This window comes from Kribbella qitaiheensis, from assembly GCF_042657745.1.
GTDB classification, from domain to species: domain Bacteria; phylum Actinomycetota; class Actinomycetes; order Propionibacteriales; family Kribbellaceae; genus Kribbella; species Kribbella qitaiheensis.
In genome coordinates this window covers 154,073-180,566 of record NZ_JBHSKE010000015.1, presented here as the reverse complement: position 1 = coordinate 180,566, position 26,494 = coordinate 154,073, and the positions used below count along the sequence as shown (strand labels likewise).

General features: G+C 68.6%; 22 protein-coding genes. 5 read left to right on the top strand and 17 right to left on the bottom strand.

All coding sequences use genetic code 11. From position 1 onward, the window contains the following. Positions 1–73: 73 nt before the first annotated feature. Positions 74–1,732 (top strand): PucR family transcriptional regulator, encoded by a 1,659-nt coding sequence (locus ACFPJ1_RS14870; protein WP_380104203.1) that lies wholly within the window; start codon positions 74–76, stop codon positions 1,730–1,732. Positions 1,733–2,331: 599 nt separating this feature from the next. Here the strand turns inward: ACFPJ1_RS14870 and ACFPJ1_RS14865 are convergent. Further along, entirely contained in the window at positions 2,332–3,279 is a 948-nt protein-coding gene (locus ACFPJ1_RS14865; protein WP_380104202.1) for an electron transfer flavoprotein subunit alpha/FixB family protein, read from the bottom strand. Positions 3,280–3,293: 14 nt separating this feature from the next. Further along, a complete protein-coding gene (locus ACFPJ1_RS14860; RefSeq protein ID WP_380104201.1) occupies positions 3,294–4,076 on the bottom strand; it encodes an electron transfer flavoprotein subunit beta/FixA family protein in 783 nt (260 codons plus the stop codon). A 143-nt stretch (positions 4,077–4,219) separates the two neighbouring features. On the opposite strand from ACFPJ1_RS14860, the gene ACFPJ1_RS14855 reads away from it, so the two are divergent. Beyond that, on the top strand, positions 4,220–4,954 hold the full coding sequence (locus ACFPJ1_RS14855) for a class I SAM-dependent methyltransferase (protein ID WP_380104200.1): 735 nt from the start codon (positions 4,220–4,222) through the stop codon (positions 4,952–4,954). A gap of 42 nt (positions 4,955–4,996) precedes the next feature. Here ACFPJ1_RS14855 and ACFPJ1_RS14850 read toward each other — a convergent pair whose 3' ends face one another. The 12 genes from ACFPJ1_RS14850 to ACFPJ1_RS14795 form a co-directional block, all read right to left on the bottom strand. Next, complete coding sequence (locus ACFPJ1_RS14850; RefSeq protein ID WP_380104199.1) at positions 4,997–6,118, bottom strand: hypothetical protein; 1,122 nt, start codon at positions 6,116–6,118, stop codon at positions 4,997–4,999. Then, entirely contained in the window at positions 6,111–6,992 is an 882-nt protein-coding gene (locus ACFPJ1_RS14845; RefSeq protein WP_380104198.1) for an acyltransferase, read from the bottom strand. Before ACFPJ1_RS14845 ends, ACFPJ1_RS14850 begins: the two co-directional genes overlap by 8 nt. Positions 6,993–7,012: 20 nt before the next feature. Beyond that, a complete protein-coding gene (locus ACFPJ1_RS14840) occupies positions 7,013–7,960 on the bottom strand; it encodes a methyltransferase domain-containing protein (RefSeq protein ID WP_380104197.1) in 948 nt (315 codons plus the stop codon). Continuing rightward, complete coding sequence (locus ACFPJ1_RS14835) at positions 7,960–8,739, bottom strand: enoyl-CoA hydratase/isomerase family protein (RefSeq protein WP_380104196.1); 780 nt, start codon at positions 8,737–8,739, stop codon at positions 7,960–7,962. The genes ACFPJ1_RS14840 and ACFPJ1_RS14835 overlap by 1 nt, the downstream gene beginning before the upstream one ends. A gap of 107 nt (positions 8,740–8,846) precedes the next feature. Beyond that, positions 8,847–9,521, bottom strand: a complete 675-nt coding sequence (locus ACFPJ1_RS14830; RefSeq protein ID WP_380104195.1) for a 4-carboxy-4-hydroxy-2-oxoadipate aldolase/oxaloacetate decarboxylase — start codon at positions 9,519–9,521, stop codon at positions 8,847–8,849. Beyond that, the gene (locus ACFPJ1_RS14825; RefSeq protein ID WP_380104194.1) at positions 9,518–10,534 is read right to left on the bottom strand and encodes an amidohydrolase family protein; all 1,017 of its coding nucleotides are present in this window, start codon (positions 10,532–10,534) and stop codon (positions 9,518–9,520) included. The genes ACFPJ1_RS14830 and ACFPJ1_RS14825 overlap by 4 nt, the downstream gene beginning before the upstream one ends. Before the next feature lie 28 nt (positions 10,535–10,562). Beyond that, complete coding sequence (locus ACFPJ1_RS14820) at positions 10,563–11,411, bottom strand: ABC transporter permease (RefSeq protein ID WP_380104193.1); 849 nt, start codon at positions 11,409–11,411, stop codon at positions 10,563–10,565. After that, positions 11,398–12,207, bottom strand: a complete 810-nt coding sequence (locus tag ACFPJ1_RS14815; protein WP_380104192.1) for an ABC transporter ATP-binding protein — start codon at positions 12,205–12,207, stop codon at positions 11,398–11,400. Before ACFPJ1_RS14815 ends, ACFPJ1_RS14820 begins: the two co-directional genes overlap by 14 nt. A gap of 37 nt (positions 12,208–12,244) precedes the next feature. After that, on the bottom strand, positions 12,245–13,090 hold the full coding sequence (locus ACFPJ1_RS14810) for a substrate-binding domain-containing protein (protein ID WP_380104191.1): 846 nt from the start codon (positions 13,088–13,090) through the stop codon (positions 12,245–12,247). Continuing rightward, the gene (locus ACFPJ1_RS14805; RefSeq protein WP_380104190.1) at positions 13,087–13,944 is read right to left on the bottom strand and encodes an amidohydrolase family protein; all 858 of its coding nucleotides are present in this window, start codon (positions 13,942–13,944) and stop codon (positions 13,087–13,089) included. The genes ACFPJ1_RS14810 and ACFPJ1_RS14805 overlap by 4 nt, the downstream gene beginning before the upstream one ends. A 13-nt stretch (positions 13,945–13,957) precedes the next feature. Continuing rightward, positions 13,958–14,905: an ABC transporter substrate-binding protein gene (locus tag ACFPJ1_RS14800; RefSeq protein ID WP_380104189.1), complete on the bottom strand. Its 948-nt coding sequence runs from the start codon at positions 14,903–14,905 to the stop codon at positions 13,958–13,960. Continuing rightward, the gene (locus ACFPJ1_RS14795; RefSeq protein ID WP_380104188.1) at positions 14,902–15,933 is read right to left on the bottom strand and encodes an ABC transporter substrate-binding protein; all 1,032 of its coding nucleotides are present in this window, start codon (positions 15,931–15,933) and stop codon (positions 14,902–14,904) included. Before ACFPJ1_RS14795 ends, ACFPJ1_RS14800 begins: the two co-directional genes overlap by 4 nt. A gap of 321 nt (positions 15,934–16,254) precedes the next feature. On the opposite strand from ACFPJ1_RS14795, the gene ACFPJ1_RS14790 reads away from it, so the two are divergent. Further along, entirely contained in the window at positions 16,255–17,019 is a 765-nt protein-coding gene (locus ACFPJ1_RS14790) for a GntR family transcriptional regulator (RefSeq protein WP_380104187.1), read from the top strand. A 75-nt stretch (positions 17,020–17,094) separates the two neighbouring features. On the opposite strand, the gene ACFPJ1_RS14785 is transcribed toward ACFPJ1_RS14790, so the two are convergent. Continuing rightward, positions 17,095–18,138, bottom strand: coding sequence for a Gfo/Idh/MocA family protein (locus ACFPJ1_RS14785; protein ID WP_380104186.1), 1,044 nt, complete (start codon positions 18,136–18,138; stop codon positions 17,095–17,097). Then, positions 18,135–19,160 carry a Gfo/Idh/MocA family protein gene (locus tag ACFPJ1_RS14780; protein ID WP_380104185.1) on the bottom strand — a complete coding sequence of 342 codons (1,026 nt, stop codon included), beginning with the start codon at positions 19,158–19,160 and terminating at the stop codon, positions 18,135–18,137. Before ACFPJ1_RS14780 ends, ACFPJ1_RS14785 begins: the two co-directional genes overlap by 4 nt. Positions 19,161–19,510: 350 nt before the next feature. Between ACFPJ1_RS14780 and glgX the strand changes: the two genes are divergently transcribed. Together glgX and ACFPJ1_RS14770 are read left to right on the top strand one after the other, a co-directional pair. Beyond that, positions 19,511–21,616 carry a glycogen debranching protein GlgX gene (glgX, locus tag ACFPJ1_RS14775; RefSeq protein ID WP_380104184.1) on the top strand — a complete coding sequence of 702 codons (2,106 nt, stop codon included), beginning with the start codon at positions 19,511–19,513 and terminating at the stop codon, positions 21,614–21,616. A 30-nt stretch (positions 21,617–21,646) separates the two neighbouring features. Continuing rightward, positions 21,647–22,171 carry an SGNH/GDSL hydrolase family protein gene (locus ACFPJ1_RS14770; RefSeq protein WP_380104340.1) on the top strand — a complete coding sequence of 175 codons (525 nt, stop codon included), beginning with the start codon at positions 21,647–21,649 and terminating at the stop codon, positions 22,169–22,171. Positions 22,172–22,173: 2 nt separating this feature from the next. Here the strand turns inward: ACFPJ1_RS14770 and ACFPJ1_RS14765 are convergent, their stop codons facing one another. Next, positions 22,174–26,466, bottom strand: a complete 4,293-nt coding sequence (locus ACFPJ1_RS14765; RefSeq protein WP_380104183.1) for an nSTAND1 domain-containing NTPase — start codon at positions 26,464–26,466, stop codon at positions 22,174–22,176. Between the last annotated feature and the right edge of the window lie 28 nt (positions 26,467–26,494).

Below are 26,494 nucleotides of genomic sequence, written 5' to 3'. Positions count from 1 at the left end.
AAGGCCTGAATTGGTCGGCGCAGACGAAGTACGCTGACCTTCCGACTCCTAGCTTCGGAAGGTGCTGCCTTCTGTGAACGGACGTCCGCGGGCCAGCCTTGGTCGGGTCCTCGACGACCTGGGCGCAACGCTGCTCGAGCTGGTGCGGGGCGACCCGGACCAGCCCGAGGAGCTCGGCGGCATCGTCATCTACGACCCGGTGGACGAGCCGGTGCTGACCCCCCACGCACTCGTCCTGGGCGTGGGGTTGCAGGGCGGTGCGGAGATCGCGAACCTGCTCCGCACCCTCGGCAAGCAGCAGGCCGCTGGCCTGGTGGTACGCGCCCCATTCCACCCGGACGAGACGATCGATGCCGCGGTGAAGGAGTCCGGCGTCGCGCTGATCGCCTTGACCCGCGGTGCGTCCTGGGCGCAACTTGCCGCGTTGCTCCGTTCTCTGCTCGCCGAGGGCGACGTCGGGATCGACGGGCCGGAGTCCCTGGGCGGCATGCCGTCCGGCGACCTGTTCGCCCTGGCCAACGCAGTCGCCGCCCTGCTCGACGCACCCATCACCATCGAGGACCGTAGTTCCCGAATCCTCGCCTTCTCGGGCCGCCAGGACGAAGCCGACAGCGCCCGCGTGGAGACGATCCTCGGCCGCCGCGTCCCCGAGCGGTACTACCGCGCCCTTGCCGACCACGGCATCTTCCGCAAGCTCTACCGCACTGACGAGCCGGTGTTCGTCCGTCCCCTGATGGCCACCGAGAACGAGTTCACCATGCCGCGCGTGGCGGTGGCGGTCCGAGCCGGCGACGAGATCCTCGGCTCGATCTGGGCCGCGGTCCCCCAGCCGCTGAGCGACGAACGCGCCCAGGCACTCCGCGATGCCGCCAAGCTCGTGGCCCTGCACCTGCTGCGCGTCCGGGCCGGCGCCGACGTCGAACGCCGCCTGCGCGCCGACCTCGTCAGTACTGCGCTCGAAGGTGGCGTCGGCGCCCGCGAAGCCCTCAACCGGCTCGGCCTCAGCGGCCAACCGGTCGTAGTACTGGCACTCGCGGTCGTCGACGCGGCGCCCGACGACGCGACCTTCGGTGATCCGGGCCTGGCCACCGAACGCCAGCGGCTCGCCGACGCCTTCGCCATGCACCTGAGCGCCGTCCATCCCCGTACTGCGGCCGCCTTGGTCGGGGATGTCGCGTACGGCCTCATCCCGGTGCAACGCAACCGCACCGACGGCGAGGAACGTGCCGTCCGGATCGCGGCGGACTTCCTCGAACGCATCGGCGACCGCGTGACCGCCTCCATCGGCGTCGGCCCGGTCGCCCACGACGCCGGTGACCTCTCCCAAGCCCGCACCAGCGCCGACCGAGCCCTCCGAGTACTCCGAGCCGGCCGCAGCTCAGCCCGAGTCGCCCGCCTGGCCGACGTCCACGTGGAAGCTCTCGTCCTGGAACTCCGAGACCTGGTTGCAGCCCGAGGCGACGAACCCACTGGCCCGGTAGCCCGCCTCTTCGAGTACGACGCCCGACACAAGACCAACCTGATCGAAACCCTCCGAGCCTGGCTGGACGCCTTCGGCGACGTGATAGCCGCAGCAGCCGCCGTCTACGTCCACCCCAACACCTTCCGCTACCGCCTCCGCCGGCTAGCCGAAGTAGGCGCCCTAGACCTGGACGACCCCGAAGCCCGCTTCGCCGCCATGCTCCAACTCCGAGTAGTAGCCCCACCACCCCCACGCCACCCCAACCCCTGACCCTGACCCGCCATCCGAGCACGCACTGCGCGAGGAACCGGGCACCGGGTGACGTGCAGGACCACGCGCGCAATTGTGCCGAACCCGGCGCAGATACGGCGCGCAAGCGGACACAGGTGGCGCGGAGTGCCGCCGACCTGCGCAGGTATGGAGACTGCGAGGCGGGTGCCTGGCAATCGATACGGCGGCCGAGTGGCGTACGGAACGACAGGTAGTGCTGGGATCTGTCGGCGCCTCAACCGCCTTGGTAAGTGGGAAATCGACGTCGCCAGCGACCTCTACCTGTCGTTCGGTACAGCAGGGCCAGCTGCCGCAGTTCGGGGTGGATTCTTGCAAGGTGAGCCGGCCGCCTGACCACCTCTTGTGAGTTGAGCCGCGACTGACCACCTCGCGGCCTGGTAACTACCCAGGGCCGTGATCATTCGCTGCGACCAGCCGGCATTCGCTGAGCGGCGACGGAGGAGTCGCGACCCGGGGTGGGTGGGAGTGGCGAGCAGGAGCTACATGGGGATGAAAGGTGCAGCCCGGCTCGTGGGGGGTGCGAGCCGGGCTGCGGGGAGCGAGTCAGGGTGGGGGGTGCCTGGCTCGCGGGTCGGGGGTCAGGACTTGCGCTTGGTGACCTCTTCGGTGGCTGCGGGGAGGACCTTGTGGAGGTCGCCTACTACGCCGAAGTCGACCAGTTCGAAGATGGGGGCTTCCTCGTCCTTGTTGACGGCGACGATGGTCTTCGAGGTCTGCATGCCGGCCCGGTGCTGGATCGCGCCGGAGATGCCGGCGGCGACGTACAGCTGGGGGGAGACGGTCTTGCCGGTCTGGCCGACCTGGTAGGCGTGCGGGTACCAGCCGGAGTCGACAGCGGCGCGGGAGGCGCCGACGGCTGCGCCGAGCGAGTCGGCGAAGGCTTCGACCGGGCCGAAGTCGCCGCCGGTACCGCGGCCGCCGGAGACGATGATCGCGGCCTCGGTGAGCTCCGGGCGACCGGTGGCCTCACGCGGCTTGGAGGCGGTGATCCGGGCGGTCTTGGCGGCGTCGGAGATCGTGACGTCGAACTCCTCCACCTCCGGCGAGGTCTCGGCCGCCTCGGGGGTGGCCGCGTTCGGCTTGACGGTGATGATCGGGGTGCCGTGGGTGATCTTCGCCTGGACCGTGTAGTTGCCGGCGAACACCGACTGGGTGGTCACCGGGCCTTCCTGGACGTCGACGGCGTCGGTGATCAAGCCCGAGTCCAGCTTGACGGCGAGTCGGGCGGCGATCTCCTTGCCCTCGGCGCTCGAGGAGATCAGGATCGCGGCCGGCTCGAGCTTGGCTGCGACCTGCTGCAGCGCCTCGGCCTTGGGTGCCACCAAGAACTGGGTCAGCTCCGGGTTCGTCAGGGCGATCACCTTGGTCGCGCCGTACTGGCTGAGCGCGGGCAGGGCGTCCTGCACGCCGTCGCCGATGTAGACGGCGACCGGCTCGCCGAGACGGCGGGCGATGGTGAGGAGCTCCGCGGTCGTCTTGCGGACCTTGCCACCGGTGTGGTCAACGAGAACGAGAACGTTCGACATGCTCTGGTCGCCCCTCAGAGGAACTTGTTGGTGGACAGGAACTCGACGAGCTGGGTAGCGCCGCTACCGTCCTCGTCGGTGACGATCGTGCCGGCCGAACGCGGCGGACGGGCGGTCACCTCGGTGACCTCGGTCCACGCGGCGGACGCACCGACCTGGTCGGCGGAGATCTCCAGGTCGGCCAGCGACCAGGTCTCGACCGGCTTCTTCTTCGCGGCCATGATGCCCTTGAACGACGGGTACCGCGGCTCGCCGGACTGGTCGCTGACGCTCAGCACCAGCGGCAGCGTGCCCTCGATCGTTTCGCTGGCGGTGTCACCGTCGCGGCGGATCGTCACGGTGGTGCCGTCGACCGTCACCGACGAGCCGAGCGTGACGCCCGGCAGGCCGAGCCGCTCCGACACCATCGCCGGGACGACGCCCATGCTGCCGTCCGTCGAGGCCATCCCGAACACAACCAGGTCGGCCTCCAGCCTGCCCAGCGCCTTGGCCAGGATCAGCGAGGTCGCCACCGCGTCGGAGCCGTGGATCCCTTCGTCGTTCACGTGGACGCCGGCGTCGGCACCCATCTGGAGACCCTTCTTGATGGCGTCGGCGGCCTGCTCCGGGCCGACGGTCAGGATGGTGACCTCACCGTCTCCCGCCTCCTTCACGGTGAGCGCGGTCTCGACGGCATACTCGTCCAGTTCGGACAGCAGCCCGTCGACACCGGCGCGGTCCACCGTGTTGTCCTCGGAGCGGAAGCGGCGGTCCGCCGTGGCATCCGGCACGAACTTCGCGCAGACGACGATCTTCATAGCTTGTGGGACCCCTTCTGGTTAACGGTCTCTCCCAGCCTGCCACGGATGTTACTCGCTAGAAACATATGCAGTGTGCGAGTCCCATCACAGTCCGGTGGTCAGAACAGCAGTACCCACCGGAACACCCCTAGTCTGACCGGGTGACCGAGACGTTACCGCTCACCGGTGAGAGAACAGCCCCCGGGATCTGGCACGAGAACTACTGGTTCGCGCGCCACGAGGCCGCCTACCGCTGGATCACGGCGAACTGGCTCGACTCCGAGACCCACCGCGTCCTCGACGCCGGCTGCGGCGAGGGGTACGGCGCGGAACTGCTCCACCAGGCCGGGGCGGAGCAGGTGTTCGGTCTCGACTATGAAGGTACGACGCTCCGTCACCTCGCGAAGGCTTATCCACAGATCAATCCGGTGCAGGGCAATCTCGTCCAGACCGGGTTCGCCGCGAACTCGTTCGACCTGGTCGTGTCGCTGCAGACGATCGAGCACCTCTGGGAGCAACCGCGCTTCATCACTGAGTGCGCCCGGATCCTCAAGCCGGACAGCGTTCTCGTCCTATCCACTCCGAACCGGCTGACCTTCCCGAGCGGCAACTGGTACCACACCCAGGAACTCACCGCGGCCGAGTTCATCGGCCTGGTCGACCCGGAGCTCGAGGTCATCGAGACCCTCGGACTCTGGCATGGCGACAGGCTGACCAACTGGGAAGTGCAGCACGGCTCCTGCGTTGACGCGCAACTGGCCGCCGACCACGCCCACTGGCCGCACGACCTCGCCGACCTGGTGAGAAGCACCACGCAGGAAGACTTCGAGATCCGGCCGGGCGACCTGGACGAGAGTCTCGACCTCATCGTCATCGCCCGGCCGCGAACCACCTGACCGCAGTACCGGCCGAGAACCACCTGGCCGCAGTACCGACGACTACGGGCGGATGAAGCGCTCCAGGATCTTGCCGGCGATCAGGTAGACCAGCGCCGCGATACCCCAGTTGACCAGCAGGGTGTTCTTCGCGGTCTCGAGCCGGAACAAGTCCTTGAACGGGCCGACCAGGTCATGCCCGCGCTCCAGCACCCACTTCACGATCTCGTTGCTCTGGTTCGCCTGGTCGAGCGCCGTGAACAGCGCGCCGAGCGCGAGCACAGCGGCAGCCAGCACGGCGATCAGCCAGATCAAAGAGGCGACTAGATTGCGGAACCGGTTGACCCCCGAACCGACCGCGGACATCGCCGCCTTGCTCTTGCCGGAGCCCTCCCGCGCGGCCTTGGCGGACGCCAGCGGGTTACCGGCCGGAGTTTTGTTGCCTGAGGCACCAGACGTGCCGGTGGCGCCGGCCGAGGCCGAGACGGCGGGCTGCCGCGTGACCGGCTTCGTCACCGCGGTGTCCGACTTCGCGTCGCCGGGAACAGCCTTCGAAGCGCTGGATGCCTCCGCGGCCACCCTCTCCCGGGCCCGTTGCTCCGCGACGATCTCTGCCGCGGTCTTCGGCTTCGCCGGTTTGGTCACCGTCGCGGTCGCACCGCGACCACCGGTCCCCTGCTCGGCCGCGGGAGTCTCCTCAGCCTCCACGTCCGACGGGGTCACCGCCTTCTCGGCATCGGCGGTGCTGGCCGCCTTGTCGTCGTGAGTACCCACGTCGCCCATCTCCTCAGCCGGGGTCGGTTCCTCGTCCGTCGCCGGTGCCGGCACCGGCGGTTTCCTGCGTCGATTACCCGGGACCGGGCGCGGCGACAGTTTGCGCCGCACCCTCCAGATCGATCCGGACGCCTCCACTGGTTGCAGGCCGTCCACAGACTCCAACGTAGCGATCTCCGCACCGTCCGTCACATTCCGCGCCGGAACACCGCTCACCGGATCACTGCCGGGCGTCACGATCGGCACCGGATCGACCGCCTGGTGCCGCGCGTCGGTGATCGAACCGTCCGCCGCGGCCTGGTCCAGGATCGACCGCAGACCGGGCTCGGCGGCGGGCATGACGGACCGCACAGCCTCTGCCGGAGCGGACGGATCCGCTCCCAGCCGGGCCGCGCCGGTCTGATCAGCCACGCTGCGTCTCCTCTTCGACGACTTCCGGGACATAGTGCCCGACTGGCGAGTAACTTGAGAACCCCCCGCTCACATCTGCTTTATCACCAGTCGTAGACATTCCGTTACCCGCCGCGCTGTCCGGTACTACGTCCGCTCCCGCCGCGGCACTGCCCGCCGTCTCGCGCTCCTCCACCACAGGTGGATCCACCAGCGGCTGGCCTGCCCGCAGTCGAGCGGCAGTCTCCTCGTTGCCCCGGGCCAGTTCGGCCAGGTAAGCCCGACGCTCCGCCTCGGCCTCGTACCGGCTGACCCGGTCCCGCACCACCACAGCGGGAATGCCCACCGCCACGGAGTGCTCCGGAATGTTGCCGCGGGCAACACTATTCGCACCGATCACCACGCCGCGGCCGATGTCGGCGCCACGCGTCACGGTGACCTTGGTCGCGAGCCAGCAGTCCGGCCCGATCCGTACCGGCGACTTCACCAGCCCCTGGTCCTTGATCGGCAGCCCGAGGTCCTCGGTCTTGTGGTCGAAGTCGCAAATGTAGGTCCAGTCCGCGATCAAGGTGGACGCGCCGATCTCGATGTCCAGGTAGCAGTTCACCGTGACGTCGCGCGCGAACACGACCTTGTCGCCGATCCGCAGCGTGCCTTCGTGCGCGCGCAGGCGGGTCTCGTCGCCCAGGTGCACCCACTTGCCCAGGATCAGCCGGCCGTGGCCGGGTCGCGCCACGATCTCCAGCTTCTTGCCGAGGAACACGAATCCCTCGGTGATCACCTGCGGATGCCGCAGCTTGAACCAGGCGAACCGCCAGTACCGCTTCAGGTAGTACGGCGTCCACGCCCGGTGGTGCACCACCCAGCGCAGATTCGCCGCCGTCAGCAACCGCATCCGTCCAGTATGTACACGGCCTACTCAGCGACGCCGGTGATGGACACGTTGTAGTAGAGCTCGTCGGGCACGACCTGCGACAGCACCTTGTCGACCTTGGACAGCTGCAGCCAGGACTTGTAGGCGAACATCCGCCAGCCGAAGCCGAGCTTCTCCTCCGGCACAGCCGCCTCGAACGTCCGGATCGGCCACCCGACCCAAGCCGCCAACAGTTCCTCGGTCAGAGTCCGTACGCCGGTCGCGCCCGCGCGCTCCGCCGTACGGGCCAAGGTGTCCGGGTCGAAGGTGTGCAGGTCGACCACGGCCTCCAGCGCTGCCGCCCGGGACGACTCATCCAGCTCCGACTGAGGACGGCGCCAGTGCGAGAGCGCCGGAAGCTTGGTGACGTTGGTGGTCGCCCACCAGGTGAAGCGCGAGAGCCGCCGGGCCACGTAGTCGCCGTACCGGGTGGGTTCGCCGCAGATGACGAACCGGCCGCCCGGCTTGAGCACGCGGAGCATCTCGCGGAACGCCAGCTCGACGTCCGGGATGTGGTGGACCACCGCGTGCCCGATGACCAGATCGAACGTGTCGTCGTCGTACGGCAGTTTCTCCGCGTCGGCGACCTCGCCCTCGATCGCGAAGCCCAGCGTGTCGGCGTTCCGCTTGGCCGCCTCGACCATGCCGGGCGACAGGTCGGTCACGTGGGCTTCGGCGAGCACGCCCGCCAGCTTCAGGTTCAGCGTGAAGAAGCCGGTACCGGCGCCGATCTCCAGGGACTTGCCGTAGGGCCAGCCGTCAGTGCCGGCCACCGCCTTGAACCGGCCGCGCGCGTAGTCGACACAGCGTTCGTCGTACGAGATCGACCACTTCTCGTCATAGGTCGACGCTTCCCAGTCGTGGTAGAGCACCTGGGCCAGCTTGTTGTCGTTCCACGCGGCCTCGACCTCTTCGGCGGAGGCGGCGGGCTTGGGTCCAGCAGTAGTCATCAGATTCCCTTGAACTCGGCCTTGCCGGGGCCGTTCGCTACGAAAGACTTCATCCCGATCGACCGGTCCTCGGTGGCGAAGAGTCCTGCGAACTGCTGCCGCTCGATTTCCAGGCCGGTGTGCAGGTCGACACCGAGACCCGCGTCGATCGCTTCCTTGGCGGCGCGCAGCGCGAGCGCGGCACCGCGGGAGAACTGGGACGCCCAGGCGACGGCCGCGGAGTACACCTCGGCAGCGGGAACGACCTTGTCGACCAGGCCGATCTGCAGCGATTCGGCGGCGTCGACGAAGCGGCCGGTGTAGATCAGGTCCTTCGCTTTCGACGGGCCGACCAGGCGGCTCAGCCGCTGGGTGCCGCCGGCGCCGGGGATGATGCCGAGCAGGATCTCGGGCTGGCCGAGCTTGGCGTCGTCGGCGGCGATCCGGTAGTCGGCGCACAGGGCGAGCTCGCAGCCGCCACCGAGGGCGTAGCCGGTGATCGCGGCGACGGTGGGCTTCGGGATCGCGGCGACCGCGGAGAGGGAGGCCTGCAGCGGGCCGGAGCGGCGGACCATGTCGGCGTACGACATGTCGGCCATCTCCTTGATGTCCGCACCGGCCGCGAACACCTTCTCGCCGCCGTAGACGACGACGGCCCGTACTGCGTCGTCGGCGCCGGCCTGCTCGGCGGCGGCGCGGATCTCGTCCTGGACCTGGACGTTCAGCGCGTTCATCTTCGGCCGGTCCAGCCGGATCGTGCCGACCCCGTCGGCCACCGTCAGGTTGACGAACTCGCCCATCTCCTGCTCCTTACACGTCATCGGGGTACCGGCCGAGCCTACGGCTACCGGCCGGTCACATCCCCGGCACCGTACCGGACCGGTACCACGATGACGTCAAGAGGACATCAGGATTCGTACGTCACACCCAGCCGCTCGAGCAGCGGACGGAGGTTGTTCACGTCCAGGCTTAGCTCGCCGGCCTCCAGCCGGACCCGGTTCCGCGCCTCCTTCTCCTCGCGGAGCTTGGCCGCCTCGACCACCGCGGCGACCTCGGCCCGCGGGATCACCGTGACGCCGTCGTCGTCGGCCACGACCAGGTCACCCGGAGTGACGGTGGCGCCGCCGCAGACGACCGGCACGTTCACCCAACCGGGCGTCGCCTTCACGGTCCCGGCCGCGCTGATCGCGCGGGACCAGACCGGGTACTTCATCGCGATCAGGTCCCGGCGATCCCGGGCGCCCGCGTCGAGGATCACGCCGGCGATCCCCTGCGCCCGGCACTGCGTGGCCAGCAGTTCGCCGAACATCCCGTCAGTCGACCGGCTCATCGTGGCGACGACGAGCACGTCACCCGGCTCGCACACCTCGACAGCCGCGTGCAGCATCAGGTTGTCCCCGGGGTGGTTGAGCGAGGTCACCGCCGGGCCGCAGGCGTGCAGCCCGGGCACGACCGGGTGGATGTCCACCATCAGGCCGCGGCGCTGCGCCGCCTCGTGCAACGTGGCGACGCCGTACGACGCGGCCGCCTTGACCAGCTCCGGGGCAGGACGCTCGATCCGACGGATTACGCGTGCACTCATGCCTGGACTCCAACCAGCGACAGGTGCTTCGCAGCACGGGGAAAGACCTTCAGCGCGTTGCCGTACAGGAGCTTCTCCCGGTCCTCTGTGGACAGCCCAATTGCTTCGACATCACCGAGGATATCGTCGAAGAACCGCCCGGACACGGCGTCGCGCGTCTTCGCGGTACCGAACATCTCGGAGCCGAAGAGCACGTTGTCCACGCCGATCTTGCGGACCAGCATCTCGAGCGAGTCCGCGTCGTACACGGCGGTGTCGAAGTACAGGTTGCGGACGACTTCCTCGAACGGGGGCAGGGATTCCGCGACGTGCAGCGCCCGGTTCCGGTTGAAGTGGAACGGGATGCCACCGCCGCCGTGCGGCACAATAAGTCGCAATCCAGGGAAGTCCTCGAAGACGGTCGACGAGCACAACTCGACCACGGCTGCGTAGTGCTGCGCGATGTAGTGCGAGCCGTTCAGGTGCATCGCCGGGTTGCGGGTGGAGCTCGCGTGGATCATGCCCGGCACGTCCAGCTCGACCATTGCCTCCCACAACGGGTACCACGACCGGTCCCCCAGCGACGGCGTGAACGGCGCCAGCCCGCCCGACACATCCGGGTTGATCAGGCAGCCGACGAATCCGAGCTCCTCGACACACCGCCGAAGCTCCGGTACCGCGCGCTCAGCCGGTACGCCGGGACTCTGCGGCAACTGGCAGACCGGCACGAAACGGCCCGGGTACAACCCCGCCACCCGCGCGATCAGGTCGTTGTTGATCTCGGTCCAGTGCCGGCTGATCACCTCGTCGCCGACGTCGTGGCCCATCGCCGAGGCGCGCGGCGAGAAGAACAGCGAGTCGATGCCACGGCTGGTCATCTGGTCGAGGTGCCCGGCCAGCGACGCGACGATCTGCTCGTCGGTGACCGACAGGGTGCCCTTGACCGGCTTGTTCTGCAGGGCCATCTGGCGGCCGCGGTAGGCGTTCAGAGCGGCGGGGGCGGTGGTGTAGTGGCCGTGGATGTCGATGATCATCTACCACTCCCCCCTCGGCTGGCCGGCATCAGTTGTGCTCCTCTTCCTTCCAGGGGGCGATCTTGGCCTCGGCCCGCCGCAGTCCGGCGGTGAGGCCGACGCCCAGCAGCATCAGCACCAGGACGGGCACCAGCATCGAGGCGGTGTCGAACTGGTTGCCGTACTTGATCACCAGCGCGCCCAGTCCGGTGATGGCGGTGAAGAACTCGGCGACGACCATGCCGATGATGGCGCGGCCGACCCCCAGCCGGAGCCCGGTCATCGTGTAGGGCAGCGACGCGGGCAGGATGATCTTGGTGAAGATCTGCCACTCGCTCGCGGCGAACCCGGCGCCCACGTCGATCAGCGACGGCGCCACGTTCCGTACTCCGCTGGCGGTGTTGATCAGCACCGGGAAGATCGCCAGCAGCACCACCACGAACAGCTTCGCGCTGAAGCCCAGGCCGAACCACAGGATCACCAGCGGCACCACTGCGACCGGCGGCGTGGCGTACAGAGCGTTCACCAGCCAGTCGGTCGCCACCTCCACCGTCTTGTAGCGGCCGATCAGCAGACCGGCGACGACGCCCAGGATCGCGGCGATGAAGAAGCCGAGCGCGAGCGTCAGCAGGCTGCTGGCCAGCGCGGACGGCAGTTCGCCGCTGGTGGTCAGGGTGACCGCGGCGCGGGCCACGGCGCTCGGGTACGACATGAACAGCGGGTCGATCTGCCGGCCGACCAGTTCCCACACGCCCAGCACCACCAGGATGGAGGCGAGTCGGATCAGCCGGTACTTGCGTCGGTTCCGGGCCTGCTGGTCGCCGATCGAGTCGTTGCTCTCGGCATCGACAGCCGCAGCGGCCAGGAGCTGCGGCGCCTCGGTCTCAGTCCTGGACATGCGCACTCCCTGAGGTGTTGTCCTGTGAACGGATCAGCTGCCAGACCTTGCTGCGCAACTGCTGGAACTCGGGCAGGCCGCGGAGCGCGGTCAGCTCGAGGCGGGGCCGCTCGAACGGCACCTCGATGACCTCCTTGACCCGGCCCGGGTTGGCGGCCAGGATGACCACCCGGTCGCTCAGGTACAGGGCCTCGTCCAGGTCGTGGGTGACGAACAGGACGGTCTTACGGGTCTCGGCGTGGATCCGGATCAGCTCGCGTTGCAGCACCTCGCGGGTCTGCGCGTCGAGGGCGCTGAACGGCTCATCCATCAGCAGCACGGCCGGGTCGATGGCCAGGGCCCGGGCCAGCCCGATGCGCTGCTGCATACCGCCGGACATCTGGTGCGGGAAGTGCTCGGCGAAACCGCCCAGGCCGACCAGGTCCAGCAGTTCCTTGGCCTTCGCCGACCGCTCGGCCCGCGGCAGCCCCTGGAGCTCCAGGCCGAACTCCACGTTGCGCCGGGCGGTCCGCCAGGGCAGCAGGTTCGCCTGCTGGAAGACGAGTCCGCGGTCCCGGCCGGGCCCGTGCACGACGTTGCCGTCGACAACGATGTCGCCCTCATCCTGCTGGAGCAGGCCCTGGACGATCCGCAGTACGGTCGTCTTGCCGCAGCCGCTCTCGCCGATCAGGCTGACGAACTCCCCCTCCGCGACGCCGAAGGTGAGGTTGTGCAGCACGGTGTGAGCGGGCCGCCGGGCGGTCTGGAAGGTCTTGGAGAGCCGCTCGATGCGTAACTTCTCCGGTGCTTGGATCATGGTTCCTGCCTTGTCGGGTGCGGTCGGGTGCGGCATCTCAGCCGAACAGCTCGGAGACGGCGAGCCGTCGTGGGATCAGGCCCTGGTCGTAGGCGTAGCGAGTGACCAGTTCCAGCGCCCGCTGGTTGGCCGGCAGCCCGATCGGGGTCATGTCGATCCCGGCCGGTTGCGGCGCGTTCTTCTTGGCCCGGGCGAACAGGTCGAACAGGTCGTCCATCAGCCCCGGGCGTTCGGCGGCCAGGTCCGCGCGGACCACCACCATGTGGTTGATCGGTACGGCGTTCTCCCGCCGGTACCAGTCCTCCGCGGCCGCCTTCGGCTCCGGGATCACCGGCACCAGCCGCGGGTCGTCCGGCAGGTCCTGGCCCATGATCACGGCGTCCAGCTCACCGGCGTACAGCATCTCCACCAGCTTCGAGCCTTCCGGCGCCCGCTCGACCTGCTCGGGGTCGCGGAACTCGGCGAGGTGCCCGTCCTCGATGGAGACCCACTGCACCTCGTCCAGCGGTACGTCGTACTGGTCGGCGAGGATGCCGCGCAGCCAGACGCCGGTCGTCTGTGCGTAGGTGCGGACGCCGACCCGCTTGCCGGCCAGATCGCCCGGGCCGATCGGGTTGTCGGCCATGCAGACCAGGTGGTCGTGCTGGAACCGCGACCGCAGGACCACCGGGAGGAGCAGGAGCGGCTTCCCCTCGGCCCTCGCTTGCAGGTAGGTGACGATCGCCATCTCGCAGACGTCGTACGCCTGCTCGCGCACCATCGCCGGGAACGCCCGGTGCACCGGGTCCACCTCGATGAACTCGAAGGCCGGTCCGTCCAGCGTGCCGTTCTTGAGGTCCCGCACGTGCGGGTAGTCCGCGAGGACGGTCCGCAGCGGGGTCATGCGGCGGCCCCTGGGTAGAGCCGGTCGGCCGTGCCCCGGAAGAACTGGCGACGCACGTCCTCCGACAGGAAGTCCGTGATCCGCCGGCTGGTCTCGGTCAGCGTCGGCAGGTCGTCCTCGGCCGCGGGGAAGTTCGACCCCCACATGAGCCGCTCGGCGCCGAACTCGAGCACGAGCCGGCCCAGGAAGCTCTCCGGATCCGCCGGCGCCTTGGTACTCGCGACCAGGTTCCGCTCCGTGACCTTCAGTACTACGCCCTCGTAGCGCGACAGGTCGAACAGCTCGCGCGCGGCGTCGTACGGCGAACCCTCGCTGAGGTCGGGCCGTGCAGAGTGATCCAGGATGACCGTGGCGTCGGGGAACCGCTCCAGGAGCTCGCGAAGCGGCGGGATTCCCTCGGGCTGCATCTGCACGCACAGCGGGAGTTGGTGCTCCTCGGCCCAGGCCCAGGCCGGGTACGACCGCTCGTCGGCCAGCCACGAGGCCTGACCCGGCATGGTGCTGCCAGTGGTGAACAGTCGCGCGCCCTGGAGCCCCCGGGAGTGCCAGTAGGCCAACTGCTCGGGCGCATCCGGAGCCAGCATGTCCACGGAGAACACACCCGAGAATCGATCCGGGTGGGCGGCCACCGAGTCAGCCACGTAGCTGTTGTCGTGCCCGTAGGCGGTGGATGCCTGGACTACGACCGCACGTGCGATCCCTGCCTTGTCCATGGCCTCGATGAGGTCCGCTGCGCCGACCGGCCGCGCCTGCGACCACTTCGACTCGACACCGCCGATCGGGTTGCGCGGGTAGGCCTCTCGGTCTTCGGCGATCACGTGGCAGTGCGCGTCGACCGCTGCTATGTCCTGCATTGTTGTCGTCTCCTCAGGAGCCGGTAGTAGCGAGCTGGGGGAACAGCAGGTCGGTGCTGCTGTCGGTGGGGATCAGACCCTGCTGCTTCGAGTACGCGATCAGGGCGCAGATCGAGGCACGGTTCTCCTCGAGTCCGTACGGCAGCGGGTCCCCGACCACCTCGGCCAATCGCCGATAGCGCAGGTCCTCCGGCAGACTGGCCGACGTGTCCGCGAGGTAGCGGTCCTTGGCTGCGCTGAACGCCCGCACCAACGAGTCCGCCAGCCAGTCGTGCTTGGCCAGCAACTCCTCCCGAACCACGACGACCCCGTGGATCGGATAGACCGCCGTACGCCGGTACCAGTCGGCCGCGAGCTGATCAGCGTCGGCCAGGAGTTCGTGGTACCGGACCGAGCCGCCCACCGTCACCGAGGGATTGCCGATGCCGGCTCCCCGGGTGAACGCCGCCGCGAGCTCGCCGCTGCGGAAGAGGTCGAGCAGCTTGGTTCCCGGCCGGCTGACGTTGCGCGGGAGGACGAGGGACTCCACGTGCTCGTCGTCGTCCACGATCCAGTTGATCTGGTCCGCGTCGACGCCGTACTCGTCGCTCAGCACACCGCGGGTCCAGACGGCACTTGTCACCGAGTAGGCGCGTACTCCGACGCGCTTGCCGTGCAGGTCCGTCGGCCGCTTGATCCCGGCGTCCTCGCGGACGACCAGGCCCTCGTGGTGGAACCGCCTGCTGAGGAAGACCGGCAGGGCGACGTACGGGGCGCCCAGCGCGCGGGCGATCAGGTAGGTGGTGGGGGCCAGCTCGCAGACGTCGAACTCGACCGAGCGGACCATCCGCCGGTACGCCGGGATCATCGATTCGAACTCGACCGGCTCGAGCCGGCAGCCGTCCACCAGGATCCGGCCGTCCAGCAGGTCTCGGGTGTGCCCGTAGCGTCCGAGCGCGACCCGCAGCGGGAGCTCGCTCACAGCATCTTCACCGCGTCGTTGGCCAGCGACATGTCGGCGATCTGGTCGAACGGCAGCACCTTCGACTGCACGCCCTGCGAGACGTTCAGGTCCTGCATGTACTTCAACCGGTCCTCGTTCAGCGCCAGATCCACCGCGTACGCGCCCGGCTGCTGGGCGAACTTCCACATCGAGCCGGCCTCGGTCGCGTCGCTGCTCGGGACCGCCTTCTTGTACGCGTCCAGGTAGGTCGTCTTGGAGTCCGGCGAGGAGATGTAGCGGAAGAGCTTGGCGTAGGCGGCCAGCGTGCGGACCAGGACGTCGCGGTTCTTCTTGATCGCGGCGTCGGAGGTGTACGCGCCCTGGTAGGTGTACTCCGGCAGCTCCTTCCAAAGCTCGGCGACCGCGTGCACGCCGTACTTGTCCTGCTGGTCGTAGACGTCCACCAGGGACGGCCCGACGTCCACCTTGCCGGCGGAGATCGCCTTGAAGACGTCGGCGCTGGAACCGATGTTGACGAACTTGACCTGCTCGCTCTTGATCCCGTACTTGGCCAGGTACGCCACCATGATCTGGTGCAGGAGCGCACCAACCGGGCCGGTACCGATGGTCTTGCCGACCAGGTCCTGCGCCGACTTGATGCCGCCGTCCTTGGCGTAGACCGCGTGCGCGAGCAGCAGGCCGGAGCCGGAGATGATCTTGAGCTTGGCGCCCTTCTCGATCGCCGGCAGCACCTGGCCGAAGCCGGACAGCAGGGTGATGTCGGTGCTGCCGTTGAGCAGGCTGGCGATCAGCTTGGAGCCGTCGGACACGTTCTGGGTCTTCGCGGACAGCTCGACCGACGGCAGATAGCTCTGCCGGTCCAGCAACTCCTGCAGGACCAGGGTGCTGTTCGAGCTGGTGTTGACGATGGTGACGGCTTTGCCGCCGGCGCCGGCGGCCTCGTTGCTGCCGCAGCCGGTGAGCCCGGCCAGCGAGGCGAGCGCCCCGAACTTGAGCAGGGTACGGCGGGACGGGTGGGCGAGCGTCGCGGGGATGCCCTGGGACATGGTCGTTCTCCGATGGTCAGCGAGGTGATGCGGAGGGCCCGGACGGGGCGGAGATCCGGGATGGTGCAGCGGTCCGAGGTGTTCGGGAGGGGTGCGGGTGCTGCGCGGGGTCTGGGGTGGTGCAGCGGTGCGGGGTGCTGCGGAGCGCCTGGCTGGGGGTGGGCCGGCGTAGTACGGAGAGGCCTCGTGGACCTGGAGCATAGGAATGTGTCGACAAAATTGTCAACATTATCGTCAACAGATTATGCTGCCGTTCATCAGCAGGCCGGGATCGCACGGACCTGCCAACCGCCACCGGACCCGATCGGCCGCCAGACTGGTGTGTCAGCAGGATCCGGCGTAGCCAAGAGAGGGGGACTCGCCATCCACGACAACATCGACACCCAGCCCGGGCTCGCAGCCACGGACGCGCACGCCGGTGACGGAGCGGTGAGAAGCGCCGGCCTGAACGGCATGGCTGCTCAGGAGTACGTCCGGGACGCGGTCCGCGAGGACATCGCGACGGGCCGGCTCGCCCCGGGGCAACGCCTGGTCGAGGCCGACCTCGCCGCGCAGTACGGCGTGGCGCGCAGCGGCGTCCGGGCCGCCTTGCTGGACCTGTCCGCCGAGGGCCTGGTCGAGCGGATCCCGCAGCGCGGTTCGCGGGTGCGCACGCTCTCGATCGCCGAGGCGATCGAGGTGACCGAGGCGCGGATGGTGCTCGAGTCGCTCTGCGCGGCGAAGGCGGCCGCGAAGGTCAGCGACGAGGAGGTGGCCGACCTGGCCGACCTGGGCGAGCAGATGCGCCGGGCGGTCGCGGACGGCGACGTGCTCGAGTACGCGGATCTCGACGACCGGCTGCACCGGCTGATCCGGGAGCTCAGCGGGCAGAACACGGCGACCCTGATCATCGAGCGGCTGCGGGCGCAGAACATCCGGCACCATTTCCGGATGACGCGCATCCCGCGCCGGACGGAGACATCATTGGCCGCTCATCTGCGGATCATCAGCGCGATCTGCGCCCGCGACGCGGCGGGTGCCTCGCAGGCGATGACGGATCACCTGCAGGACGTCATCACCCACCTGGAGGCCGCCTCCCGCAAGTGAGCGAGAGGCAGCCACCCAGGTTTCGGCCGCCCGGATGTTCGCCGCGCATCGTCCGGCGGGACTACGGCAATCGGGTCAGAGGTCGACCGGCTGGCCGGAGGCGACCGAGCGACGGGCGGCGTCGACGATCTTCAGGGTGCGGAGGCCGACCGCGCCGTCCGGCTGCGGGACCGAGGCCGGCGGCTGACCCGGCGTGGCCGGGCCGGAGGCGCGGACCGCGGTGAGGAACTCGGCCAGCATCATCGCGTCGAGGTTGCCGCCGACCGGGAGGAACACCTCGCCGGACGCGTCGGTGCCGCCGACGTGCGGCTGGAACGGCGCGATCTCCACCGAGCCGTTGGTCCCGGTCACCTGCAGCGTCACCCCACCCCAGGTCGGCCCGCTGTCCGGGACGCTCCAGGAGCAGTCGATCGTTGCCAACAGCCCGTTCTCGTAGGTGATCGTGACGAGACCGCCGGTCTCCACCGAGACGTTCTTGTCCTGGTGCAGCACGTGGTTGGCGACGGCATGGACCCGCGAAGCCTCGACCCCACCGGTGAGCCCGTCGATCAGGTCCGCGCAGTGCACGGTGTGGTCCACCATGGCTCCCCCGCCGGCGAGCTTGGCGTCGGTGAACCACTGCCGCTGGTCGTACGGGATCTTCCCGTTGTTCGTCCCGAGCACCGCGAACACGTCGCCGAGCCGCCCGGCCTCGACAAACGCCCTCAACCGCCCGTACGACGGCGCGAAGCGGACCGGGTACGCCGTCATCAGGATCACCCCGGCCGCCTCGCAAGCAGCGAGCATGGCTTCTCCGTCGGCGACCTCGGTGGCAAGCGGCTTCTCGCAGAGCACGTGTACTCCGACCGCCGCGGCGCGTTCCACCAGCCCACGGTGCAAGGCGTTCTCGCTCGTCACCACCACGGCGTCCGGGCCCCAGGCGAAGAGTTCGTCGTACGAGTCGACGTACGGCACTCCCATCGCGGACGCGAACTCGGCGCCACGGGGTCCCGCGTCGGGCGCCGCGGCACCGTCGGGGTCGGACGAGAGCACCTCGACGTCGGGCATCGCGCCGAGCAGACTCGCGTACGACGCCGCGTGGGTGTGCGCGAACGAGGCGAGCGCAACCTTCAAGCTCATGCGACAACTCCTGACGGGTCGAACGTGCTCATGTCGATCCTGCGCCCGGTCGCCATCGACTCGCGCGCGGCCTCGGCCAGGTAAACCGCGGCCGCTCCGTCGGCGGCGACGACTCGGGGCCCGGGTCCGCCGCGTAGCGCGGCGGCGAGATCCCGGAGCTGGGTCAGGTAGGGGCTCTCGTACAGCGTCGACGCCGGGATCAGCAGATCGCTCTGGGGAGCCAGGTCCTGCAACTCCTCCTGGAACCCGGTGTCGGTGTCCGACGCGTACTGCAACGTGCCGGTGGACCCGGCGATCGAGAAGCCGGACTTGAACTCGGTCCCGGTCGCTCCCCACGTCGCCCGGAGATGGCTGATCGCCCCGCTGACGTGGGTGAGGGTGACATGCGCCGCGACGTTGACCGGGCTGATTCCGTCCACGGTCGGCGGACTCTGTACGGCGTACAGAGTGGCGACCTCGCCGCAGAGCCAGCGGGCCTGGTCAAGGTCGTGCACCATCAGGTCCATGATGACGCCGCCCGAGCGCGCGACATCGCGGTACCAGCCGGCGCCGGCCGGTGAGCTCGCCTGCCGGAAGAACCGCGCCACGGCGACCTCGCCGATCCGCCCGGCACGCACAGCGTTGTACGCCGCGGCGTACGCGGGGAAGTAGCGGACCACGTGTGCCGGGTAGATCCGGACGCCGGCGGCCTCCGCGGCGGCGGACAACTCCTGCGAGTCCACCGCCGTCAGGGTCAGCGGCTTCTCGCAGATCACGTCGCGGCCGGCCTTGATCGCCGCGAGCGCGATCTCCTTGTGGGTCGCCGACGGGGTGACGATGTCGACGAACTCCACCTCCTCGAGCAGGCCGTCCAGGGTGGCAGCGACCTCCAGTCCATACTGCTCGGCGAGTTCGGGCGCACCGGCCGCCGAGTGCACCAGCACCCGGGCGCCGAGCGCCTTCCAGGCCGCGACGTGCAGGTGCGCGATGTTGCCCGCGCCGATCAGTCCGACCGTCAGATCGGACAGTGGGGGTTCCGACATGAGCTCCCTTTCAGGGGATCTGTTCGAGATCTATTTCAGTCCGGAACGGACCTTATTTCAGTCCGGAGAAGGCAATGCCCTCGACGACCCGACGCTGCAGGATGACGAAGAGGAGGCTCACGGCTCGAGAGTCTCGACGGGGCTGCATGTCTCTGAAAGGACACCGGAGGTAGTTTCACGGGCAAGAGATCACCTGAAGCGGGTGGATCAGGTAATTTAGTAACATTCCTGCGTTTGTATCATTGCGCGTGGGTGTTCGCAACTATCGATTCTGAACACTAGCAACTTCGTTGTGGACATCTCCTGCCTCCCCCGAGGCAGGTTTGACCTGTCATGGGCACAATGTGCCGGTGACCGAAGCCACCGCCGCCGCCCCGAACGAGCTCGGCCCTCCTGAGTCCCCCGATCCGAATCAGCGGCTCGGGGCGGAAGTGCACCCCGACGGCACCACGTTCACGGTGTGGGCGCCAGCCGCCGAACGGGTCGAGCTGGCGCTGATCGGCGGCGACGGCAGCCAGCGCAACCTGGACCTGGCCCACACAGGTGAGTACTGGACCGGTTTCGTCCACAGCGTCGGCCACGGCCAGCGGTACGGGTATCGCGTGCACGGCCCCTTCGACCCGTCGCACGGGCTGCGGTTCAACCCGTCGAAGTTGCTGCTCGATCCCTATGCGCGAGCCGTCGACGGATCACTCGACTTCGCCAGCCCGCTGATCTACGACTCCTCCGACGGCGACTCGGCCGGCCACGTGCCGGTCGGGGTGGTCGTCGCGGCCTCCGAACCGCCGCCGCCGATCAGCCGGCCGGTCCCGTGGGGCGAGACCGTGATCTACGAGTTGCACACCAAGGGCTTCACCAAGCTCCACCCGGAGGTGCCCGAGCACCAGCGCGGTACGTACGCCGGTTTGGCCCATCCCTCGGTGATCAACTATCTGGTCGAGCTCGGGGTGACCTCGGTCGAGTTGTTGCCGATCCACCACTTCCTGACCGAGCCCTCGATCGCCGCCCGGGGCCTGCCGAACTACTGGGGCTACAACTCGCTGAACTTCTTCGCCCCGCACGCGCCGTACTCGTCGTCGGGATCCTTGGGCGAGCAGGTCGCGGAATTCAAGGCGATGGTGGCCGCGTTCCATGCCGCGGGCATCGAGGTGATCCTCGACGTCGTCTACAACCACACTGCCGAAGGCGGTTTCGACGGTCCCACGCTGAGCTTCCGCGGCATCGACAACCGCGCGTACTACCGGCTGACCCAGACAGGCACCATGTACGACGTCACCGGCACCGGGAACTCCGTCGACACCTCCCACCCGCAGGTCCGCCGCCTGGTGATGGACTCGCTGCGGTACTGGGTCGAGGAGATGGGCGTCGACGGGTTCCGCTTCGACCTGGCGGTGACGCTGATCCGCAACGAGCGGCACGAGGTCGACACGGTCGGGCATCCCTTCCTGGCGGAGGTCGCCGCGGATCCCGTGCTCGGCCGGGTCAAACTGATCTCCGAACCGTGGGACGTCGGCCACTTCGGCTACCAGGTCGGGAACTTCGGCACCCCCTGGTCGGAGTGGAACGGCAAGTTCCGCGACAGCGTGCGAGACGTCTGGCGGACCTCGTCGCACGGCGTCCAGGACCTCGCCTACCGGCTGTCCGGCTCGAGCGACCTGTACGGCGACGACGGGCGCTACCCGTACGCGTCGATCAACTTCGTCACCGCGCACGACGGGTTCACCCTGCGCGATCTGGTCAGCTACGACCACAAGCACAACGAGGCCAACCACGAGGACAACCGGGACGGCACCGACGACAACCGCTCGTGGAACTGCGGGGTCGAGGGCGAGACGGACGACCGACGGGTGATGGCACTCCGGAAACGCCAGATGGCCAACTTGATGGCGACCCTGGTGATGTCGACCGGAGTACCGATGATCACCGCGGGCGACGAATGCGGGCGGACGCAGCACGGCAACAACAACGCCTACTGCCAGGACAACGAGACCTCGTGGTTCGACTGGTCCCTGCCAGCTGAGTGGTCGGATCACCTTGCGCTGACGCAGAAGCTGCTCGCGCTCCGGGCCGCCCACCCGACCCTGCGCCAGTGGCACTACTTCTCCGGCCAGCCCGTCGTACCGGGTGGCCGCAAGGACCTCTCCTGGATCGCCCCGCACGGCGGCGAGATGACCGAGGCCGACTGGCACGACGGCAACCTCCGTACCATCGGCATGTTCCTGGCCGGCGACGCCCTCCGCGGCTTCGATGTCGAAGGCAACCGCCAGACGGACAACTCCTTCCTCCTGGCCCTCAACGCCACCGCCGAGACCCGCGAGGTCACCGTCCCCGACGCCTCCTGGGCCCCCGCCTACGAGGTAGTCCTGGACACCAGCAACTCCGGCGCCACCGAAGTAGAAGCAGGCGCCATAGTCCCGCTGGCTCCCCGCTGCCTGGTCCTCCTTCGCGCATTATGATGCGCCCGCTTCGGTCCCTGCAGTACGGTCATTGGTCACCGTCTGTCGTCACCGCTGCACGGGTACGTCGGCCAAGTGCTGAACGCACTGCGCCGGACCGGTCGTCCATGGCGGGTGGTGAATCTCTCGCGCTCCGGTGCGCAAACTCGGCACGTGCTGGACGACCAACTTCCCTTGGTCCATGGTCTCAACGCCGACCTGGTCACCTGCGGGATCGGCAGCAACGACATCCTCGGTACGCCGCCGAAGCGGTCCCGCGACCATCTGCGCCAGGTGATCGAGCGACTGCTGTCGTCGGTGGTGATGGACCTGACGGTCGCGGACCGCTTCTGGACCATCGGCGGAATGTGCAGCCCGTACGTCGCCGGCATCAACCAGACGATCCGCACCGCGACCGAGCGCGGCCTCCCGGTGGCGGAAGTGTCCCGGCACGCGGCCCACCGAGGCGCCGCATGCTGGCCCCGGACAACTTCCACCCCAACAACCTCGGCTACCGCCGCCACACCGACGCCCTATGTGACCGACGACGATCGCGAAGTACTGACGTCACTCTGACGTCAGGGACAGGTCTTCTCGTACGGACGCTCGCCGAAGGCCTGTCTCCACTCCTCATCGGTAAGACTGCGGCCGGCCATCTTGCAGGCGAAGTCGAGCGTCGGCCCGATGCGCGTGTCCCAGCGGTAGGTGTGTCCGTCGAACGCGGCGACCGTCACCGCGTCATGCCCCTCGGTGAAGCTCGGGGACACAGCCACCTTCTTGGTGCCGGCCGAGGTGGCGATGGTGCCGAGCAGTTCGAGGTTGCGTGCGTCCCAGAGGCTCAAGGTCCCATCGGCAGCGCCCGACACCAGCCGAGACCCGTCCCCCGAGAATCGAACGAACGTGCCCGCGCCACTGTGCCCGGTTGTCGCAGCAATATGGGGGCGACCCGAGGGCACATCGATGATCACTAGCTCGCCTTTGCTCCCCGTCGCCGCGATGCGCCGACCGTCGGGCGAGTACGCCGCATGGTTGGTACGGAGATTCAGGTCGCCCTCCGAGAGCACCTCGCCGGTCGCCGTACGGATGACCCGCCAGTGCTCTGCCGCGCCGTCGGGCGAGTCATCGAAGAGGACCGCTTTCTCATTGTCGGGGGATGCCGCCGTACAACAATTACTGGTCAGATTGAAGGGTACGTTGCTGGGCTGCAGTGTGCGCGCGTCGAAGAACGTGGTGTGGTTCCGGGAGTCACTGACCAGGATGTGGTCTCCGCCCTCGACGTACGCAATTGAATAGATGTCCGGCTCGACGACGTGGCGCCGTACGACAACCTTGCCGGTCTGGGCGTCGAGAATCGTGACGGCGCCCCCGGCATCGAACACGGCGAGGTGCCGGCCGTCCGGATGCCACGAAGCGGGTGTCCGGGGCGACTGCTCGACTTCGCCGTGCAGTCGCACAGGTGCGGTGGTGGCCCCGGTCGCCGCGTCGGCGAAGCTCAGCCAGGAGTCCGTTGCGTCCCGCCATACATAGGCTGTTCTGTTGCCGTCGGCAGAGGCCAGCGCGTGAAGGTAGTCGCGCGGGGGCACGGGCTGTGTCCGGCGCAGATACAGCTGTTGCCCAGCGCGATCGTACGCTCGCAGCATGCCCTCGTCGCCGGCCGTGTACAGCGTGCGGTTGTCGGGGCTGAAGCCAACGCCCCACGAGATCTCGAAAGTCTTGATCCGTTCGCGAGGACTGCCGGTAGCCACGTCCCAGACGATGACCTCCCCGTCCTGCGAAGCGGAGCCGAGCAGCGTGCCGTCACGGGAGAAGGCGACGTCTCGCAGGGCGCCGGTATGACCGCGCAGCATCCTCACTGTCCTGCCCGTGTGCGCGTCGACCAACGCGATCGCCTTGTCCGTCGCCCCGATGGGTTGGAGCGCCAACAGGTTGCCGTCCCGAGTGAGGTCGATGGCTGGCGGTGGACTGCTTGCGACCAGACCGGGTCCCTCGCGTCGCCATTGCACTTTCCCACTGGCAACGTCGTACGCCGCCAGCGGCTGCTGGGTGTAGACGGTGTGGCCATCGGGGCTGAGGGCCAGTCCGTGAGGGCCGGGCGGGAGGGTGACCGTGTGCGGCCTGCGTTCGCGTGCGCGGAGATCCCAGACGAGCGCGAGGGCGGGGGCATCGATCGGCATCTCACCCCCCTGCGGGATGAACTGAACGCTCGCAGCCAGGTGTTGGGCGTCGGCGCTGGAGACGAGGTCGCGGTAGTACAGCAACTGTTGGCTCGGGAAGGCGAGCGGAACCACTTCGAGGGCGTCGGGGGTCAGCAGCCGAACGGCCTTGGCGCGCGGGCCCTCAGGCATTTCGGTGGTGTAGTTGGTCATCGCCGACACGTACCGGCCGTCCGAGGTGAAGAGTGGGTAGCAGGACACCCCACCCCCCACCCCGATCCCGCCGACATGCCCGCTCAGTTGTGTGTCGGGATGCGCCACGAACGCGAATGAGGCGATCTCTCGCCCCGATTCCGTCTCGTACAGATAACACGTCGCGTTCTTACCGCCCGCGACGACACGAGTTCCGTCTGGGGAGAACGAGAAGGCGCCGAGATCACCGGTCACTGCAGCCGGAAATGACCGGACCAGCAGTGGGCGCTTGTTCAGCGCAGCCAGCAGGTTGGCTCGTGTCTCCGGGGAGTCGTCCAGGCGTGCCCCTTGCGCTGCGAGCAACAGAGAGTGGCTGATGCCTTCTGTCAGCAGCGCTTGTGCCCCAACGCGGCGCGCGAGCTCCCGGACGGCCGCCTGCTCCGCGGCGGCTGCCTGCTGGTCGGCTTGGTCCGCCTGCCGAACGGCTACCACGCCAGCAATCAGCGTCCCGGCCAGCAACAGGGCGGCTGCGGTCAGGGCTCCTCGGAGACGTCGGTTGACGCGGACCTGGTATCGAGCCTGGTTCTCGACCGCGCGAAGTTCAGCCTCCGACAGGTGTTGGCCGGCAGCGAGGAACTCGCTCTCGATCTCCGTCAGCGCCACCGTCGCGCTCTCCCGCCAGTCCAGGGCGTTGGCGAGGCGCACTCCACGGTAGAGCTCACTGTCGGGTCGACCGAGTGAGTTCCACGAGTCGGCGACCTGAGTGAGGTGGTGGAGGATCTGCTGGCCTTCCAGGTCGTCCTCGAGCCAGCCGCGCAGGCGGGGCCAGGCCCGGGCGAGAGCCTCATGGGCCAGTTCGACGACGCCGTCATCGCTGGTGACCAGGCGGGCTCCAACCAGCAGATCGATCAGGAGGTCGGACTCCGGGCCGGTAACCACCGTTCGCCTCGGCAGGCGACTGCGAACCGGCTGGCCGTCCGGACCCGGAGTCACCAGGCGCAGGAGAAGTTCGCGCAGCCTGACCTGTTGTTCTGGGTCCAGTTCGCCATAGACGAGTTCGGCCGACTGGGCGACCGCGCCCTGGATACCGCCGGATGCGTGGTAGCCGGAGACCGTCAGCGTTCGGCCTTCGCGGCGTTGCCAGGTCTCCGCCAATGCGTGGGACATCAACGGCAGAGCGCCAGGCTGTCCGGCGACCTCGCCTACCAGCAGGTCGACAAGCCCCGGCTCGACCAACAGCGACGCAAGTCGGGCCGGTTCGGTGATCGCCGTCCGGAGATCGGGTTCGGACATCGCGGTGAGCAGGTGGAGTCCCGTCTCCACGCAGTGGGCGAACGCCGGGTGCGAGGAGACGTCGGCGAGCCGGTCGGCCCGGAGGGACAGGATGAGCTGCGCGTCAACGCAGTACTCGGTCAGCCGGGCGAGGAACGCCCGGCGTTCGGCCAGGTCGTCGCAGAGGGAGAAGACCTCCTCGCACTGATCGACCAGCAGGGTGGGCGCTGGTCCGCTGCCCGGTAGCGCGGCGGTCAACGCGGTCACCGGATGCCTGCCGGGCGTGATCGTCACGACCCGTCCGCCATCTCTTTGCAGGGTGGCCGCGACGCCCGCTCTTGCCAGCGACGACTTGCCACAACCGGACGGCCCGACGACGGCGAGGACCGAGCCACCGGATAGCTTCCGCAGGCCCGCGGCGACTTCGGCGTCCCGGCCGAAGAACAGGTCCGCGTCTTCGAGGTCGTAGGGTTTCAGGCCCTGGTACGGGCAGATCGGGCTTGGTTCCGGGAGGGCACTGGCGACCACCAGTGACGGGTCCTGGCGGAGGATCGCCTGCTCGAGTGCGTCGATCTCCTGGCTGGGGTCCAGGCCGAGCTCCCGATCGAGCACAGCCCGAAGCCGGCGAAGCGTGGTCAGCGCGTCGGCCTGACGTCCGGACTGGTACTGCGCCGTCGCCAGCAGAGCCCACCTCCGCTCGCGCAGCGGCGCCTCTTCTGTCAGTGCCCGGGCCTTCCCCAGGATGTTCTCGGGCCGGCCGGAGCGGAGGGACGACTCGACGTACAACTCCTCGGCGAGCTGTCGCAACTCCTCCAGGCGCGCGATCTCGATGCGTCCGGTGTCCCAGCCTTCCAGGTCCACGAGTGGTCGACCCCGCCAGAGCGCCAGCGCATCCGCGAGCACCAGTGCCGACCGCTCGGGATCGTCTGCCGCGAGAAGTTCCTGGGCTCTGCCGACGGCACGCTCGAAGCGCCGGCTGTCGATCTCGTCGAATGGCACCGTCAGCCGATAGCCGTCCGCTGACGTCTCGATCGAGTGAAGGCCGAGCACCTTGCGCACTCGGACGACGCATCCCTGGACCACCTTCTGCCACGACGCCGGCGGTCGTTCCCCCCACAGCACGTCAGCGAGTACCCCAGCACTGACAACCTCCCCCGGATGCACGACGAGAGCAGCGAGTACGACGCGGTCGCGTCTTGCGAGGTTTTTCCGCTCCCCCTCGATCGTGAGCGGGCCGAGTACGGCGATACCCACGTTTTGACTGTCGACCGAGTACTGCGCG